15 protein-coding genes and 1 tRNA gene are annotated in these 16,541 nt (G+C 67.8%); 6 read left to right on the top strand and 10 right to left on the bottom strand.

What is annotated here, in order from left to right:
* Positions 1 to 13: 13 nt before the first annotated feature.
* Complete coding sequence (locus tag ACCD06_RS26415; RefSeq protein WP_413344639.1) at positions 14 to 895, top strand: DUF3108 domain-containing protein; 882 nt, start codon at positions 14 to 16, stop codon at positions 893 to 895.
* Here ACCD06_RS26415 and ACCD06_RS26420 read toward each other — a convergent pair.
* The 3 genes from ACCD06_RS26420 to ACCD06_RS26430 form a co-directional block, all read right to left on the bottom strand.
* Positions 840 to 1,091, bottom strand: a complete 252-nt coding sequence (locus ACCD06_RS26420) for a hypothetical protein (RefSeq protein WP_211103571.1) — start codon at positions 1,089 to 1,091, stop codon at positions 840 to 842. The two genes, ACCD06_RS26415 and ACCD06_RS26420, sit on opposite strands and share 56 nt — an antisense overlap.
* Positions 1,092 to 1,490: 399 nt before the next feature.
* Positions 1,491 to 2,186: an HAD family hydrolase gene (locus ACCD06_RS26425; protein ID WP_413344641.1), complete on the bottom strand. Its 696-nt coding sequence runs from the start codon at positions 2,184 to 2,186 to the stop codon at positions 1,491 to 1,493.
* Positions 2,187 to 2,539: 353 nt separating this feature from the next.
* Positions 2,540 to 2,632 (bottom strand) — tRNA-Ser (locus ACCD06_RS26430).
* Between the two features lie 282 nt (positions 2,633 to 2,914).
* Here ACCD06_RS26430 and ACCD06_RS26435 point away from each other — a divergent pair.
* A complete protein-coding gene (locus ACCD06_RS26435; protein ID WP_014188024.1) occupies positions 2,915 to 3,151 on the top strand; it encodes a hypothetical protein in 237 nt (78 codons plus the stop codon).
* A gap of 36 nt (positions 3,152 to 3,187) precedes the next feature.
* Here the strand turns inward: ACCD06_RS26435 and ACCD06_RS26440 are convergent, their stop codons facing one another.
* Positions 3,188 to 4,975 carry a PAS domain-containing protein gene (locus tag ACCD06_RS26440; protein WP_413344644.1) on the bottom strand — a complete coding sequence of 596 codons (1,788 nt, stop codon included), beginning with the start codon at positions 4,973 to 4,975 and terminating at the stop codon, positions 3,188 to 3,190.
* A gap of 165 nt (positions 4,976 to 5,140) precedes the next feature.
* Positions 5,141 to 6,592, bottom strand: a complete 1,452-nt coding sequence (gene gatB / locus ACCD06_RS26445; RefSeq protein ID WP_109152814.1) for an Asp-tRNA(Asn)/Glu-tRNA(Gln) amidotransferase subunit GatB — start codon at positions 6,590 to 6,592, stop codon at positions 5,141 to 5,143.
* Positions 6,593 to 6,835: 243 nt separating this feature from the next.
* Between gatB and ACCD06_RS26450 the strand changes: the two genes are divergently transcribed.
* Positions 6,836 to 7,552 (top strand): hypothetical protein, encoded by a 717-nt coding sequence (locus ACCD06_RS26450; RefSeq protein WP_109156460.1) that lies wholly within the window; start codon positions 6,836 to 6,838, stop codon positions 7,550 to 7,552.
* On the opposite strand, the gene ACCD06_RS26455 is transcribed toward ACCD06_RS26450, so the two are convergent.
* Positions 7,533 to 8,792, bottom strand: coding sequence for a diaminopropionate ammonia-lyase (locus tag ACCD06_RS26455; RefSeq protein WP_413344646.1), 1,260 nt, complete (start codon positions 8,790 to 8,792; stop codon positions 7,533 to 7,535). The genes ACCD06_RS26450 and ACCD06_RS26455 overlap by 20 nt on opposite strands.
* A gap of 169 nt (positions 8,793 to 8,961) precedes the next feature.
* Positions 8,962 to 9,264 carry a flagellar motor switch protein FliN gene (fliN, locus tag ACCD06_RS26460; RefSeq protein ID WP_085084056.1) on the bottom strand — a complete coding sequence of 101 codons (303 nt, stop codon included), beginning with the start codon at positions 9,262 to 9,264 and terminating at the stop codon, positions 8,962 to 8,964.
* Positions 9,265 to 9,502: 238 nt separating this feature from the next.
* Between fliN and ACCD06_RS26465 the strand changes: the two genes are divergently transcribed.
* Positions 9,503 to 10,345 carry a sulfurtransferase gene (locus ACCD06_RS26465; RefSeq protein WP_413344648.1) on the top strand — a complete coding sequence of 281 codons (843 nt, stop codon included), beginning with the start codon at positions 9,503 to 9,505 and terminating at the stop codon, positions 10,343 to 10,345.
* 227 nt (positions 10,346 to 10,572) lie between these two features.
* Here ACCD06_RS26465 and murJ read toward each other — a convergent pair whose 3' ends face one another.
* A complete protein-coding gene (murJ, locus tag ACCD06_RS26470) occupies positions 10,573 to 12,123 on the bottom strand; it encodes a murein biosynthesis integral membrane protein MurJ (protein WP_413344650.1) in 1,551 nt (516 codons plus the stop codon).
* A 132-nt stretch (positions 12,124 to 12,255) separates the two neighbouring features.
* Between murJ and ACCD06_RS26475 the strand changes: the two genes are divergently transcribed.
* A complete protein-coding gene (locus ACCD06_RS26475) occupies positions 12,256 to 13,041 on the top strand; it encodes an alpha/beta fold hydrolase (protein WP_413344652.1) in 786 nt (261 codons plus the stop codon).
* A 147-nt stretch (positions 13,042 to 13,188) separates the two neighbouring features.
* The gene (eno, locus tag ACCD06_RS26480; RefSeq protein WP_413344654.1) at positions 13,189 to 14,466 is read left to right on the top strand and encodes a phosphopyruvate hydratase; all 1,278 of its coding nucleotides are present in this window, start codon (positions 13,189 to 13,191) and stop codon (positions 14,464 to 14,466) included.
* Positions 14,467 to 14,548: 82 nt separating this feature from the next.
* On the opposite strand, the gene ACCD06_RS26485 is transcribed toward eno, so the two are convergent.
* Positions 14,549 to 15,613 carry a plasmid partitioning protein gene (locus tag ACCD06_RS26485; protein ID WP_413344656.1) on the bottom strand — a complete coding sequence of 355 codons (1,065 nt, stop codon included), beginning with the start codon at positions 15,611 to 15,613 and terminating at the stop codon, positions 14,549 to 14,551.
* Positions 15,614 to 16,011: 398 nt separating this feature from the next.
* The gene (locus ACCD06_RS26490; protein ID WP_109152839.1) at positions 16,012 to 16,539 is read right to left on the bottom strand and encodes a peroxiredoxin; all 528 of its coding nucleotides are present in this window, start codon (positions 16,537 to 16,539) and stop codon (positions 16,012 to 16,014) included.
* Positions 16,540 to 16,541 lie beyond the last annotated feature (2 nt).

The raw sequence follows: 16,541 nt of genomic DNA on the forward strand, positions 1-16,541 counted from the left end.
GGAGCCCCGGACCGTGCCCCAGCCCAGCCCCCGCCGCCTTCCCAATCCTGTCCGGGCAGCCCTGATGGCGGCCGGCCTGTCCCTTCCCCTGCTTCCCCTCGCCGCCGCCACGGCAACGGCGGAGCCGATAAAGGCGACCTACCGTGTCTTCGTCGGCGGCATCACCGCGCTAGACGTCGAAGCAATGCTGGAGGTGACCGGCGACCGCTACCGGATCGAGGTGTCGGCGGTGACCGGCGGCACCATCGGCCGGCTGTTCAGCTGGCGCACGGATTCGCTGACCGACGGCTATGTCCGCGGCGACGACCTGCGGCCGGCCAGCCACCGTCAGACCAGCCAGCTTCGCGGCGAGCCGCGCAACGTCACCCTGACCTATGGGCCGCAGGGCGATGTTGCCGCCAGTGTCTCGCCGCCGCCGGAGAAGGACGACCGCGAACCGGTGCCGCCGGCGCTGCAGCGCGGCACTCTGGACCCGCTGAGCGCCGTGCTGGACCTGCTGTTCGCGGTGGGGGCGCGCGAAAGCTGCGACCGGTCGCTGCCGGTGTTCGACGGCCGCCGCCGCTATGACATGCTGTTCAGCGAGGTGGGTCGGCGCATCGTCGACCCGTCGCGCTACTCGGTCTTCGCCGGCGTGGCCCAGCAATGCCGGGTGACCTACAAGCCGGTGGCCGGCTATGCCCGGTCATCACCGGCCGGCCGATTCTGGCAGCGCAACGATCCGGCGGACCGGCCCCCGGTCGATCTGTGGCTGGCCCCGGTCGCCGCCGGCTATCCGCCCCTTCCGGTGCGGCTGGAGACGGACAGTGATTTCGGCAGCGTGGTGGTCCACCTGACCGGCGTCACGCCGCCAGCGGCAGACCGCCGGGCCGGTGCGATGCCGCAGCCGGCGCGCTGACCGCGGCGGCCGGCCGGACACCGGCGGGAGACCGGGTGTCCAGGATCATGTCGGACGGCGTGATGCCGGCCCGCCGCAGGGCCTCCGTCAGCGCCGGAACCGACGGCCAAAGGATGCGGCTGTCGAGTTCCAGCAGCGTGCCGTCCAGCAGCGCCGCATAGCCGCCCAGTTTGCCCATATGAACGATCCGAGCCATGCGAGAAACCATGGTGGAGTTCCTTCCCATCGGCCACCGCCGTGACGCCGGCCGGGCGGCGGCATGTCGCGCCGCCGCCCGACCCGCAACCGGCAGGTTCTTGATTGCTTGTTGTGCCTGCCGGTTGCGGCCAGCGTCAGCAGCAGGATGGTGGCGATGAAGGTCAGCGGACCGACCATCAGGGCATCATCCTGCATCATGGCGCGTCCTCCCCCGGATCGACGTCCTGTCGCCCGGCGGAACCGGATCGACCCTAACAGCTTAGGGGCTTTACCGAGCCGGCACGCGGGTCCTGAGGGATACCGCTGCTGTCCAAAGGGATAGTATCAGTGTATGCGACCGTCCGTACCGCGTCCGGTGCCGGCCCCTGCCCGATCGGTGGCGCTCAATCGGCGGCGCTCAATCGGCGGAGGCCAGCCGGAGCAGCCCGTCCGGCAGATCGGCGAAGCGGTCCAGAATCAGGTCGGCGCCCAGTTCCTCCACCGGCATGCGGGGATAGCCGTAGCTCATGGCGACCACCGGCACGCCGGCCGACCGCGCCGCCTTCACGTCGTTGGCGTTGTCGCCGACCATCGCCGCCCGCGCAGGCGCCGTCCCCGCAGGCATCAACACGTCCAGCCGCTCCAGCACCCAGGTCAGATGGCGTCCGTCCGGCTTCTTCACCGCCAGCGTGTCCCCGCCGGCCACGGCGCCGAACAGCCCCTCCATCCCCAGCACACCCAGCAGTTTCCGGGTGATCCGCTCCGGCTTGTTGGTGCACAGCCCCAGCCGCACACCCCGCCCGGCCAGCGCCGCCAGCGTTTCAATGACGTCGTCATAGAGCACCGGCGGCTCAGCGTCGTCGTAATAGGTATCGAGATAATGGCGCAGCACCGGCTGCACCGCCTCGTCCCCGAGCGGCGCACCCGTCGCGGCGAAAGCCTGGCGCACCAGCATCGCCGACCCGTCGCCGACCATCGTCCGCACCTGCGCCTCGGTCAGGGCCGGGCGGCCGAACTCGGCCAGGGTGCGGTTCAGCACGCGCGTCATGTCGGGCGCGCTGTCGATCAGCGTTCCGTCGAGATCGAAGACGAGCGCCCGGAAAGGAAACGGCATTGAAAGCCCCGCGATCTGCCATCGGTTTGACGATGCCCCGTGGATACCACGATCCGACGGCAGCCAACCACCCGGATGGGAACAACCCAGGGCCGACGACAGCCGGCGATTGCCAATGTTTCGGACAGAGCGCCTATTCCCGGCGTCCGGCGCAGCAGCCAGCGGGCGGCGGCGTGGATCTTCAGCCGGAACTGAATTGCGGGCTCTCAAAATATGGGAAAATTACGCGCTGGCTTGACCGGAGCGCCAAACAACAAACTTCCATCGGCGCACCAATGGACCATGCCCCACCGGGCATTTCAAACGCTTCAACTATTTGGGAAATTCAAAGGCTTGGCGCCTGCCAAGCAAGATGGCGGAGGGGATGGGATTCGAACCCACGATAGGGCTTTAAACCCTATGACGGTTTAGCAAACCGTTGCCTTCAGCCACTCGGCCACCCCTCCAGCCAGTGCGGTTGCCCGTGGGGCATCGCTGGCGTGGGGAGGGTTCTAGCGGCCGGCCGTAGCCTTGTCAACGCTTACGGAGGCACAAATCCGCTTTTCCCGAAAATCGACAGAGAAGGACAAATCTGTATAAAATTTTAGGTGCTTTTTAACGGAAGGAGGATATGATGCCACCATGAGCAATAAAAAGCCTGGGTGACGCACAACTCGGTCGCGCGGGGGTTTCGCGAAGGCCCGCCCCGCCGGACAGTGACGCCGCACCCCGTCGCCGTGGAGGATGCTATGACCCTGTCACGCCGTTGCGCCGAAACGCTGATCGACCTCGTCGAGATCAAGCTGAGCTGCCTGGAGATCACCGACCGCGAGGACCAGCGCGAAAAGGAACTGCTGCAGCGCTGCGTGCAGGAACTGAACGCCGAACTGCGCGGAGAAAACGGTGCGCTCGCCAATTTCGCGGCGCCCAAGCGCCGCGGCCGGCGGCCCAAGCATCTGCAGTTCCACGAACTGCACGTCGCCTGAATTGCCGTCCGCCGCCTGATCGGCCGCGATTCCGCCTCACCCCAATGCCGGTTCCTCCGCCAGGGCCGGCTGCATGGCCGGCGCCTCGCGCGGCAGCAGGATGGTGAAGCGGGTGCCCTGCCCCGGCCAGGACTGCACCGACACGGTGCCGCCCAGCGGGCCGGTGACGGTATTGAACACGATGTGCAGCCCGAGGCCGGAGCCGCCCTGCCCGCGCTTGGTGGTGAAGAAGGGGTCGAAGACCTTCGACAGATGTTCCGGCGCGATGCCGACGCCGTCGTCGATGAAGTCGATCCGCACCTTGTCGGACCCGTCCGGCTGGGCGGTGATCCTGATCGTGCCGGGCGGCTTCTCCGACAGGCGCTCGCCGTCGCCATAGGCGTGGACGACGGCGTTGATGACCAGATTGGTCAGCACCTGCCCCAGCGCGCCGGGAAAGCTGTCCATCGTCAACTCGTCGTCGCACTCCACCGCCACCTTCAGGTTGGTGCGCTTCAGGCGGGGCCGCAGCGAGAACAGCAGTTCCTGGATATAGCTGCCCAGTTCGAACACCCGCCGGTCGCCGGAGGATTGGTCGACCGCCACCTGCTTGAAGCTCTGCACCAGCGACGCCGCGCGGTCCATGTTGGCCATCAGCAGACGGCTGCTTTCGCTCAAGCCATCCAGGAACTCCAGGAAATCCGAGCGCCGCAGCGTGTTGCCGGCGAAGCGGTCGCGCAGGGCCTGCGCCTGTTCGCCGATGTGGCTGGCGGCGGTCAGGCCGATGCCGATCGGCGTGTTGATCTCGTGCGCCACCCCGGCCACCAGCTGGCCCAACGACGCCATGGTCTCCGCCTGGATCAGGCTTTCCTGTGCCTCGCGCAGGTCGGCCAGCGCCTGTTCGGCCTCTTCCCTGGCCTGGATCATCGCCGACTCGGCGGCCTTGCGGTCGGTGATGTCGTAGAGCCAGGTCAGCAGCGCCGATTCGCCGTCCAGTTCGATGCTGTTCCACGAGGACAGCACCCAGACGATGCTGCCATCCGGCCGGCGGAAGCGGAGTTCGGCATTGCGGAAGGCGCCCTCGCGGTCGAATCGGGCGATCAGCGCCTCGCGGTCGGCGGGGTCGGCATAGAGGTCCGCCACCGGCGAGCGCATCAGCTCCGCCCGGTCGCGCCCCATCAGCCGCACGGACTGGGCGTTGCAGAACAGCCAGCGGCCGTCGCGGGTGGTGACGTTCACCGCGATCGGCGCCGCCTCCATGATCTTCAGCAGCCGTTCCTCGCTGGCGCGCAGCCGCTCTTCCTGCCGGCGCGCCTCGGTGATGTCGGTCATGATGCCGGCATAGCGCACCGCCCGGCCGGTCTTGTCGCGAAAGGCGCGGCCCTTCGCGGCGATCCACACCCAGCCGCCGGCCTCGTGGCGCAGGCGGTAGGAATAGGCGTAGGCCGACGTCTCCCCCGCCAGATGCGAGGCGATGTGGGCCAGCACCCGGTCGCGGTCTTCCGCGTGCAGCCGCCGTTCCCAGAAGTCGGGCGGCATGGGCGGCCGGCTGCGATAGCCCAGTATCCGCGGAAAGGTGTCCGACCACCAGCAGGTGCCGGCCACCAGATCGGCGTCCCACACCGCGGCCCCGGTCGCCTCCAGCGCCATTTCCAGCCGCTCGCCGATCTCCGGTTCGTGGAGGGGCGCCGCCGCGACCCTGCCGGGCCCGGTACCGGAACCAGTGCCCGACATGACCGGCGAACGGCCGTCCATCCGGCGCCCGGCATACCGGCCCAGCAGCACCCCGAGCAGACCGCCGACCGCACCAGCCGCCAGCGCCACCATCACCGGCTCCGCCGCCATGGTTCCTCCACCGTTTCCAGCACTGTGGCGATGGAAACCGGGAAAATTCAACTGCGGCTTTGCCGTACAGACGGACAGTACCCAAGAAAAAAGCCCCTCCGCCGGGCGGAGAGGCTTTCTTTCGGACAGGGCGGGGATTTCGCCCCGCCAACAGGCTGTGGCCGCTTAGCCTTTCAGCTTCTTGGTCAGGATTTCGTTGACCATGGCCGGGTTGGCCTTGCCCTGGGTCGCCTTCATCACCTGACCGACGAAGAAGCCGAACAGCTTGTCCTTGCCGCTGCGGAACTCCGCCACCTTGTCGGGGTTGGCGGCCAGAACGGCGTCGATCGAGCCTTCGATGGCGCTGGTGTCGGTGACCTGGCGCAGCCCCTTCTTCTCGACGATGTCGGCGGCCTTCTCGCCGGTCTCGAACATCGTCTCGAACACTTCCTTGGCGATGCGGCCGGAGATCGTGTTGTCGGCGATCAGGTCGATCAGGCCGCCGAGATTCTCGGCCGACACCGGGCTCTCCTCGATCTCCTTGCCGGCCTTGTTCAGATAGCCGAACAGCTCGCCGGTGACCCAGTTGGAGGCCAGCTTCGGATCGCGGCCCTTGGCCACCGCCTCGAAATAGTCGGCCTTCGACTTCTCCGAAACCAGCACGCCGGCGTCATAGACCGACAGCTTGTAGTCCTCGATGAAGCGGGCTTTCTTGTCGTCCGGCAGTTCGGGCAGGGTCTTCTTGATGTCCTCCACCCACGCCGCGTCGAGTTCCAGCGGCAGCAGGTCGGGGTCGGGGAAATAGCGGTAGTCGTGCGCCTCTTCCTTCGACCGCATGGAGCGGGTCACGAACTTCGTCGTGTCCCACAGCCGGGTCTCCTGGTCGATCTTGCCGCCTTCCTCGATGATCTCGATCTGGCGACGGGCCTCATACTCGATCGCCTGCATGACGAATCGGATCGAGTTGACGTTCTTGATCTCGCAGCGGGTGCCGAAGGGATCGCCCGGCTTGCGCACCGACACGTTGACGTCGCAGCGCATGGAGCCTTCCTCCATGTTGCCGTCGCAGGTGCCGAGATAGCGCAGGATGGAGCGCAGCTTGCGCACGTAGGCGCCGGCCTCCTCCGAGGACCGCATATCCGGCTCCGACACGATCTCCATCAGCGCCACGCCCGACCGGTTCAGGTCGATGTAGGTCTTGGACGGGTGCTGGTCGTGCAGCGACTTGCCGGCGTCCTGCTCCAGGTGCAGGCGGGTGACGCCGACGGTGCGGCTGGTGCCGTCCGGCAGGTCCAGCACGATCTCGCCCTTGCCGACGATCGGCTGCAGGAACTGGCTGATCTGATAACCCTGCGGCAGATCGGCGTAGAAGTAGTTCTTGCGGTCGAAGACCGAGTTCAGGTTGATCTGCGCCTTCAGGCCCAGACCGGTGCGCACCGCCTGCTCGACGCAATATTCGTTGATGACGGGCAGCATGCCGGGGAACGCGGCGTCGACGAAGCTGACCTGGCTGTTCGGCGCGGCCCCGAATTCGGTGGCGGAGCCGGAAAACAGCTTCGCGTTCGAAATCACCTGGGCATGGACCTCAAGCCCGATCACGACTTCCCAATCGCCCGTTTCACCCTGGATATACGACATCGTTCCGCTCTTCGACGTTCACGGCACGGGACCGGACGGGCGCCGCCCTGGAAAAGGGCGCCCCGGCCATACCCTTGGAATCCTGTTTCTTCTAACGCCCTTTGCGCCCGCGCGCACGCTTTATCGCGCCGCCGCTTTCCTACCACCGCCCTACCACCATTGTGCGGCCGGCCACAGACGCGCCGTTAACCCTCAGGCAAGCTTTGCCCGCCACGCTGAACCGGACGAGCGCAGGAGAGTCTGATGTCGGTGCGAAAGCTGGTGCGGAAGGTCGGGTTCGGTGTCGGTCTGGGCGCCCTGCTGATGGCGGGCGCCGCCCTCGGCCATGCCGCCACCCAGCCGGACGGCCTGTCGCTCAGCCCCGTCGGCAGCCCGGCCGGTCCGGTCACCGTCAACCCGGCACCCGCCGCGCCCTCCTCGTCCGACTATCCCGATGCCGCCATGTCCCGCGACGACCAGGGCGACATCACCATCCTGCGCCTGGACGGCATCATCACACCGGGCGCGGAGCGCAACTTCGTCGATGCCCTGCGCGCCCTGCCGGCCCGCCGGCCGCTGGTGATCGAATTGTCGAGCCCGGGCGGTTTCACCGCCGCCGGCTACCGGATGATCGACGCCGTGCTGGCCGAACGCCAGGGGGGACGGCCGGTCGCCACGCGGGTGCGCGACGGCGATTCCTGCGAAAGCATGTGCGTCGGCCTCTATCTGGCCGGCTATCCGCGCTATGCCGCCCCGCGGGCGGAGTTCATGGTGCATGCGCCGCGCATGGCGGAGAATGGCCGGATGACGCTCCGCTCCATCCAGATGATGGTGGACCGTCTGGTATCCCTGGGTGCCTCGCCGGCCTGGATCCAGCGGGTGACGGCGGAGGGCGGTTTTTCCGGCGCCCGCGATTACCGCGAGACCGCCGACCGGCTGAGCGCCGACGGCGCCAACATCGTCACCGACCTGCTGCGCTGACCAGCCCCTCGGCGACCGCCTCCGGCGTGCGGCCGACGATCCGCTCGTAAACCTCCGGGTCGGTCGCCCCCTCGGTCCCGAACACCAGCACGCGGGCGTCGGGAACGAGGCCCAGCGCCAGCCGGGTCTCCTCATGGGCCGCGGCACAAAGCAGCCCGGCCAGCCCGGCGACGCCGGATTCGCCGGCCACCACCGGACGGCCGCCATGCTTGCCTTCCGCCAGCTTGCGCATGGCGGCAATCGCCCCTTCGTCGGGAATGGTCAGGAAATCGTCGGCGCCGCGTTCCAGGATCGCCCAGGCCAGCAGAGAGACCTCGCCGCAGGCAAGGCCGGCCATCACCGTGTCCAGATCGCCCTCCGACCGCATCGGCCGCCCGGCCAGCGCGCTCTGGTACAGGCAGTCGGCGCTGTGCGGTTCCACCACCACGAAGCGCGGGCGCTGCCGGCCCCAGCTTTCCCACAGATGGCCGCAGACCGCGGCGGGCAGCCCGCCGACGCCGCCCTGTACGAAGACATGGGTCGGCCGCTCGCTGGCCGGAAGCTGGGAGATCGCCTCCTCCACCATCATGGTGTAGCCCTGCATCACGTCGCGCGGCACATCCATATAGCCGGTGTAGGAGGTGTCGGAGACGACGAACCAGCCCTGCTCCGCCGCGTCGGCGGCGGCGCGGCGCACCGCGTCGTCGTATGGCCCGTCGACGACCACCACCCGCGCCCCGTACGCCCCGATGGCGTCGCGGCGGCCGGGCGTACAGGCGGCGGGCACGTACACCACGCAATTGCAGCCGAACACCTGCGCGCCCCAGGCGACCGACCTTCCATGGTTGCCGTCGGTGGCGGTGGTGACCGTCAGCGTCCGCGTCACCTTGGCATAGCGGCCGACGACGAGGTCAAGTGCCGTCACCGGCACGCCGGGCACCCGCGCCGTCACCTCCCGCGCCAGCAGCCGGAGCACGGCGTACGCCCCGCCCAGCGCCTTGAAGCTGCCGAGAGCGAAGCGGGCGCTTTCGTCCTTGTACCAGAGGCGGTCGATCCCCGCCTCCCGCGCCAGTCCCGGCAGCGAGCGCAGCGGGGTGGGCGCATAACCGGGCCAGGCGCCGATCTCCGCCATCGCCTCCTCGAAGGCGGCACGGCTGAGGATCGCGCGTTCCGACGGGCCATAGACCCGGTCATGGTCGGCATGCGGATTGGAGAAATGGCGCGGCAGGCAGGAGGATGGGGAGATGGCGTGGTGGGGCATGGCTTCGCTCTCCGGGCCGGCCGGTGAGCGGTGCCGTCGGCGACGGCCCATCCCACGACCACGCACAACGAGACCAAAAGCCACCGCCCGCCGTCAAGACGCCAGCGGGAGCGCGGCTGCTACCGAATGAAGCATTCCGGAAGGCGGGCCCAATGGCGGGAGGGCGCGATCAGCGCTTCCATTCGCGGCTGGACTTGATGAAGTCGGTCAGGGTGACGCCGATCTTGTCGTCGATGATCGCCACCTCGCCACGGGCGACCAGCACGCCTTCGACATAGACGTCGGTCGGATCCTTCAGATGACGGTCGAGTTCCACGACGGCGCCGCGGCCCAGCTTCAACAGGTCGCGGACGCGGAGCATGGCGGTGCCGATGACGACCTTGATCTCCACCGGCGCGTCGCCGATGGCGAAGGACGAGGCGTCGCCGTCGTTGGGATCGGCCGCGCCGAGCAGGTCGTCGATGTTGGCCATGGCTGTCCAAGCTCCCGCGCCGGAATGGGCGCCTTCTTACACGAACGGGACATCCTACACCCCGGACGGGTTAGCCGGCAACGCCACCGACCGATGGGGATTGCGACAAGATTGGGCTTTTCCCATACCGGCACTTCGCCCACACTGTCGGCCCGCCCACCTGCCGACCTTTCCGTTGCCGATGCGCAACAATCCAGGCACGACAGGGCATTGACCAACCGGAACCGGGTTCATCCTGATGACCGACAGCAGCATTTCCCCGCTTGTGGACGCTTCCTGGCTGAAAAGCCGGCTCGACAGCCCCGGCATCGTCGTCCTCGACGTGCGGACCCCGCCCGCCGGCGGCTTCGTTTCGGGATCGGTTCATTCCGACTACGCAACGGCCGGCTGGCGGACTGTGGTCGGCGGCGGGGCCGGGATGCTGCCGGAACCGGATGTGCTGGCGGGGCTGATCGGCGGGCTGGGGATCGGCAACGGCGACCATGTCGTTCTGGTGGCGGCCGGCGCAAATGCGTCCGACATGGGCAACGCCACCCGCGTCTATTGGACCTTCAAGATGCTGGGCCACGACGCCGTGTCGGTGCTGGACGGCGGTTTCGCCGCCTGGACCGCGGACCGCGGCCCGGTGACGCCGCAGCCGGCGGTTCGCAAGCCGACCGGCTTCACCGTCCGTCCCCGCACCGACCTGCGCGCCACCCTGGAGCAGGTCGAGGCGGCGGTGCAGGCCGGCGGCACGCCGCTGCACGACGCCCGCTCGCCCGAGCAGTTCGCCGGCAAGGCCAAGAGCCCGCAGGCCCGCGCGGCCGGCACCATCCCCGGCGCCGTCAATCTCGACATCGCCGCCCTCTTTTCCCCAGCGGAGCACCGCTTCGCCTCGCCCGAGGCGGTGAAGGCAATGGCCGATCAAGCCGGACTGCCGCTGCAGGACCAGCCCATCACCTTCTGCAACACCGGCCACCTCGCCTCGGTGTCCTGGTTCGCGCTGAGCGAAATCGCCGGCGTGCCGGGCGTGCGGCTCTATGACGGCTCCATGTCGGAATGGAGCGCCGATCCGCAGCGGCCTTTGCAGACGGAAGGGTGAGGCAGAAGGATACTTGGAAAGGAGCAGGAGTGTTCGGCAAGATCGACACGGATGTCACGGATTGGAACACGGATGTCACGGATGGCTTCACTGCAGCGCGCAGGCCAGCCGCGAGCTGACCCCAAGGCGAGCCTAAAAAAATCCGTGTAATCCGTGTATAAATTCGTGACATCCGTGTAAATCTTGCCCGACAAAGCGGCACGGCGCCAAAGCTCCTAGCACCGGTTTCACGCCTTCGCCCGGCGGCGGCGCAGACGGCTGAGGTCGCTGCGCCGCACCAGCCCCAGCAGGACGGCGGCGACGGCATAAACCGCCAGCCCGACCACCGCCAGCACCAGCAGCCCGCCCAGCCGCTCCACCACGCCCATGGCGCCCAGCCAGGGAGCCAGCCGCTCCGTCGCCAGCCACAGGGCGCCGGCCATGGCAGCGGCGGCAATCGCCATGCGCGGCAGGTTGCGGGTCAGCCGCGCATCGGCCCGGAACAGGCCGCGCCGGTGCAGCAGCAGCGCCAGCAGCCCGGCATTCACCCAGGCGCCGACGGAGGTGGCGACCGCCAGCCCGACTTGGGCCAGCGGCCCCATCAGTGCCAGCTTCAGCGCCACATTGATGCCGACCGCCGCCAGCGCCACCCGCACCGGCGTCGCGGTGTCTTGGCGGGCGTAGAAGCCGTTAACCAGGCTGCGGATCACAACGAAGGCCGGCAGCCCCAACGCATAAGCCTGCAGGGTGAGCGCCGAAGCGGCGGCGTCCGACGGGCCGAAGGCGCCGCGCTGGAACAGCACCGACAGGATCGGCGTGCCCGCCACCAGGAAGGCAACGGCGGCCGGCAGGGTCAGCACCAGCGACAGCTCGATGGCGCGGTTCTGGCTGTCCACTGCGCCGGCCTCGTCACCGCTCTTGATCCGCTTGGACATTTCCGGAAGCAGAACGGTCCCGACGGCGATGCCGATCACCCCCAGCGGCAGCTGGTTCAGCCGGTCGGCGTAATAGAGGTAGGACACCGCGCCCGTCGGCAGGGCCGAGGCGATCAGCGTGTCGGCGAACAGGCTGATCTGGGTCAGCCCCGACCCCAGCGCCGCCGGCCCCAGCACTTTCAGGAAGCGCTTCACGTCGGCCGACAGGCGCGGCATCACCGGCCGCAGGGTCATGTCGGCCCGCCGGGCATCCCAGGCCAGATAGAGATACTGCGCGACGCCCGACGCCAGAACGCCCCAGGACAGCGCGTGGCCGGCCGTCGGCATCAGCGGCGTCCCGACCACCAGCGCCGCGATCAGGCAGAGATTCATCAGGATCGGCGCCGCCGCCGCCGCGCCGAAACGGCTCATGCTGTTCAGCACGCCGCCATAGAGCGAGACCAGCGAGATCAGCAGCAGATAGGGGAAGGTGATGCTGGTGAACAGCACCGCCAGCCGGAACTTCTCCGGGTCGTCGGCGAAGCCGGGGGCGAAGACCGTCATGAATTGCGGCATGAAGGCCAGCACCGCCAGCAGCAGCACCATCTGCACGATGACCAGCAGCGTCATCACCTCGTCGGCGAAGCGGCGGGCGGCGGCGGCACCGTCCTGCACCAGCTTGCCCGAGAACAGCGGCACGAAGGCGGAGTTGAAGGCCCCTTCGGCGAACAGGGCGCGGAAATGGTTCGGCAGCCGGAAGGCGACGAAGAAGGCGTCGGCCACCGGACCGGCGCCGAGCAGCGCCGCGGTCAGCACGTCGCGCAGGAAACCGAGCACCCGGCTGGCCAGGGTCAGGCCGCCGACGGACAGGATATGACGGAACACGATGGCAGGGTCGCTCTTGTGGTGCGGAATTAGCCCGGCGGCATCCTAGCGGCACGGCCGCGTTCGTCATAGGATCGCCGCCCGCATTCGTCCAGAACGCATCTTCCGACATCACAGGCCGAAAGCACCGACATGCCGCAGCAGCAAGCCCTCCCCCTGACCTATCTGGAAGCCGGCGAAGCCAACGGCGGAACGCCGATGCTTGTCCTGCACGGGCTGTTCGGCTCGGCCCGCAACTGGCAGACGCTGGCCCGCCGCTTCGGCGAGCAGCACCGGGTCTATGCGCTGGACCTGCGCAACCATGGCGGCGCGCCCTGGGCGGAGAGCATGAGCTATCCGGACATGGCGGCCGATGTGCTGCGCTTCCTCGACGACCGCGGCTTCGCCCGCGCCACCGTCGTCGGCCACTCGATGGGCGGCAAGACCGCCATGGCGCTGGCGCTGGCCCATCCCGACCGGGTGGAACGGCTGGTGGTCGCCGACATCGCCCCCGTTGCCTACACCCACACCCACACCCCCTATGTCGCCGCGATGAAGGCGGCGAAGCTGGAAGGCGTCACCCGCCGGCCGGAAGTGGAGGCCCAGCTGGCCGACGCCGTGCCGGAGGCGCCGCTGCGCTCCTTCCTAATGCAGAATCTGGTGCTGGAGAACGGCGTCTTCTCCTGGCGAATCAACCTCGACTCCATCGGGGCGAACATGGCGGGGCTGATCGGCTTCCCCGATTTCGCCGGCGCCCGCTATGACGGCCCGACGCTGTTCATCGGCGGCGGCGCGTCGGACTACATCCGGCCGGAGCATCACGACGCCATCCGCCGTCATTTCCCCAAGGCGGAAATCCGCATGATCGAGGGGGTCGGGCATTGGCTGCACGCCGAACGTCCGGCCGAATTTGCGGCGCTGGTCGAGGGTTTCCTCTGATTTCCGCGGCAAAACCCCGCATTTTCGCGTGGTTGTAAGCCGAAGCAGATATTGCATCGCCCGGACGTCGGGGCTATCAAGCCTGCGCGCCTTAAAACGCGGCCTGCGAGACAACGCGGCTGCCATTCCTCGAAGGATCGACCGACCATGAGCGTCATCACCGAGATTCACGCCCGCGAAATCCTGGACAGCCGCGGCAACCCCACCGTGGAAGTCGACGTTGCGCTGGACAGCGGCGCCTTCGGCCGCGCCGCGGTGCCGTCGGGCGCCTCCACCGGCGCCCATGAGGCGGTCGAGCTGCGCGACGGCGACAAGGCCCGCTTCGGCGGCAAGGGCGTGCTGAAGGCGGTCGAATCGGTCAATGGCGAGATCTACGACGCGCTCGCCGGCCTGGACGCCGACGACCAGCGCGCCATCGACCTCGCCATGATCGACCTGGACGGCACCGAGAACAAGAGCCGGCTCGGCGCCAACGCCATCCTGGGCGTGTCGCTGGCGGTCGCCCGCGCCGCCGCCGAGGATGCCGGCCTGCCGCTCTACCGCTATGTCGGCGGCGCCTTCGCCTCGCTGCTGCCGGTGCCGATGATGAACATCATCAACGGCGGCGCCCATGCCGACAACCCGATCGACATCCAGGAATTCATGATCATGCCGGTGGGTGCCGAGACCGGCGCCGACGCCATCCGCATGGGTTCCGAGATCTTCCAGTCCCTCAAGAAGAAGCTGAAGGACGCCGGCCACAACACCAACGTCGGCGACGAGGGCGGCTTCGCCCCCAACATCGGCTCCACCGACGAGGCGCTCGGCTTCGTCATGAAGGCGATCGAGGCCGCCGGCTACAAGCCGGGCGACGACGTCATGCTGGCGCTCGACGCCGCCTCGACCGAGTTCTTCAAGAACGGCAAGTACGAGCTGGCCGGCGAAGGCAAGTCGCTGTCGCCGGAGCAGATGGTCTCCTACTGGTCCGATCTGGTCGGCCGCTTCCCGATCATCTCGATCGAGGACGGCATGGCCGAAGACGATTGGGAAGGCTGGAAGGCGCTGACCGATGCCATCGGCAACAAGGTGCAGCTGGTCGGCGACGACCTGTTCGTCACCAACCCCAAGCGTCTGGCCCAGGGCATCCGCCAAGGCGTGGCCAACTCGATCCTGGTCAAGGTCAACCAGATCGGCACGCTGTCGGAGACGCTGGAGGCGGTCGATATGGCGCACAAGGCCGGCTACACCGCCGTCCTGTCGCACCGCTCCGGCGAGACCGAGGACAGCACCATCGCCGATCTGGCGGTCGCCACCAACTGCGGCCAGATCAAGACCGGCTCGCTGAGCCGTTCGGATCGTCTGGCCAAGTACAACCAGCTGATCCGCATCGAGGAGCAGCTGGGCGTCGCCGCCCGCTTCGCCGGCCGCGGCATCCTGAAGGCCTGATCGCGCTGATTTGAAAAAGCCCCTCTCCGGGTCGCCGGAGAGGGGCTTTTTTGTTGGTGGGGTGGGGGCAAGAGGCCGAACCTTACTCCCCAGCCAGCGCCCCAATCATCTTGCGGACGGCGGTCATCTGGAAGCCGCCCTTGCGGGCGAAGTCGTAGCCGGTGTAGCCGAACCAGTCCCAGCAGGCCTTGGGGTTGGAGGACAGCTTGGCGTCGCCGTCGATCTGCGGGTACAGCACGACGATGTTGTTGACGTCGGCCCAGCGGTTGTAGCCGGCGTTCACGGCGAAATGGTCGCCGATCAGGTTCGACGCCATCTTGCAGCCGTGGAAGGCGACATGGATGCGGCAGGTCTGCTTGCCGCCCTCGCAGGCTTCCGGAACATAGATGTAGCCGGTCTTGGCCATGCCGCTGCGGCTGGTGTCGCCGATGAAGGGCGCCTGGTTGAACAGCTGCGGCTGGTGGGCCGCGGTAGGGGCGTTCGGGGTTCTGGCGTCGGCGTAGAAGAAGCGGACGATGGCGCCGGCCTGATCGTACTGGCAGTTGTTGATGTATTCGCTCTTTTCATCCTCTTTCGGGATGAAGTCGCAGGCGGCGCCATAGCCGTCGGTGATGTAGGCGTGCGCCGCCTTCGGCAGCTTCACATAGGAGAGGTTCGCCTCCGGCACGCCCAGCGCCTTGTAGAACTGCTCCGTGGCGTCGGCGACCGGGCGCTTCACCGTCAAGTCGTTGTCGCCGTTGAACAGGTAGATCTTCGACTGCGCCATGTTGGACAGCGGATCGATGTCCTTGGCCTTCTCGCGCGCCTTGGCGTTGGCGACCAGCGCGTCGACGTTGGGAGCGCCCATCGCCACGTCCATGCAGCGCTTCAGCGCCACCACCGCCGGGGCGATGCCGCCCTCCGACACCTCGGCGCAATCATAGGGGCCGCCGGCGACGAGGGCCGCCGCCTTGACCAGCCCCGAATAGGCGACCTGGAACTGCCCGGCCATATAGGCGCCGGAGGAGATGCCCGACACCGTGGTCTGCGCCGGGTCGATCTTCAGCTTCAAATCCGACAGCTTGACTTGCGCCGCTGCGGGAAGCGGTGCCAGGACGACGAGCGCCGCCAGCGCGGTTTTCACAATGACTTGCTTGGAAATGCTCATGGGAGGGTCACCTTTGCCCTGCTAAGGGTGTCAACGTCGCATGGACAGCGGCGGTCTGCGCCCCGCCCCTTCGTCGCGTCATCCGTCCCCGCCGTGCCGATCCTGTCCCGGCAAGCCGGGCGGCGCACGATCAGATTGTTGCCGGCCGCCCCGCGGGCTGGAACCGTGGTGGAAGCTGGCGCAGAAGGTAGCAATGCAATAATGATTTTCTAATAAAAAGAATATTTACCACCGTTATGCACGCATTCATACGCAATGCTGCACCCTGCCCCCGCCGGCGGCGAGGCGTGGGGTGGTCATGGAAAAGGCCGGCGGAGCCTTCGCCCCGCCGGCCTTTCACCCTGCACCCTGTGGACCGTCCCGCCCTGCGGCACCCGGTCGGCGCCGAATCGGGTGTCTCAGCTCCGCAAGTAAGCCAGCACGGTCTCCGGCGAGGATTCGCCGTAGGGGTCGCCGTTCTCGCCTTCGTCGTTGATGCCCGGCTCCTCGAACCACTTCTCGACGACGCCGTCCTTCACGACCATGGCATAGCGCCAGGACCGGAAGCCGAAGCCGACATGGTCCTTGTCGATCAGCATGCCCATGCGGCGGGTGAAATGGCCCGACCCGTCGGGGATCAGCTTCACCTTCTTCAGGTTCAGGCTCTTGCCCCACTGGTACATGACGAAGGCGTCGTTGACGCTGAGGCAATAGACCTCGTCGATGCCCAAATCCTTGAAATCGTCATAGAGCCGCTCAAAGGCGGGGCACTGCTCGTTGGAGCAGGTCGGCGTGAAGGCGCCGGGCAGCGAGAAAAGAACCACCCGCTTGCCCTGGAACAGCTCGTCGCTCCGCACATCCTGCCAACGGAACGGGTTGGGTCCGCCGACGCTCTCGTCGCGCACGCGGGTCTTGAACACCACCGAGGGGACCTTGCGCCCTTCCATCA

Source organism: Azospirillum sp. CT11-132 (assembly GCF_047302835.1).
Classification (GTDB): Bacteria; Pseudomonadota; Alphaproteobacteria; order Azospirillales; family Azospirillaceae; genus Azospirillum.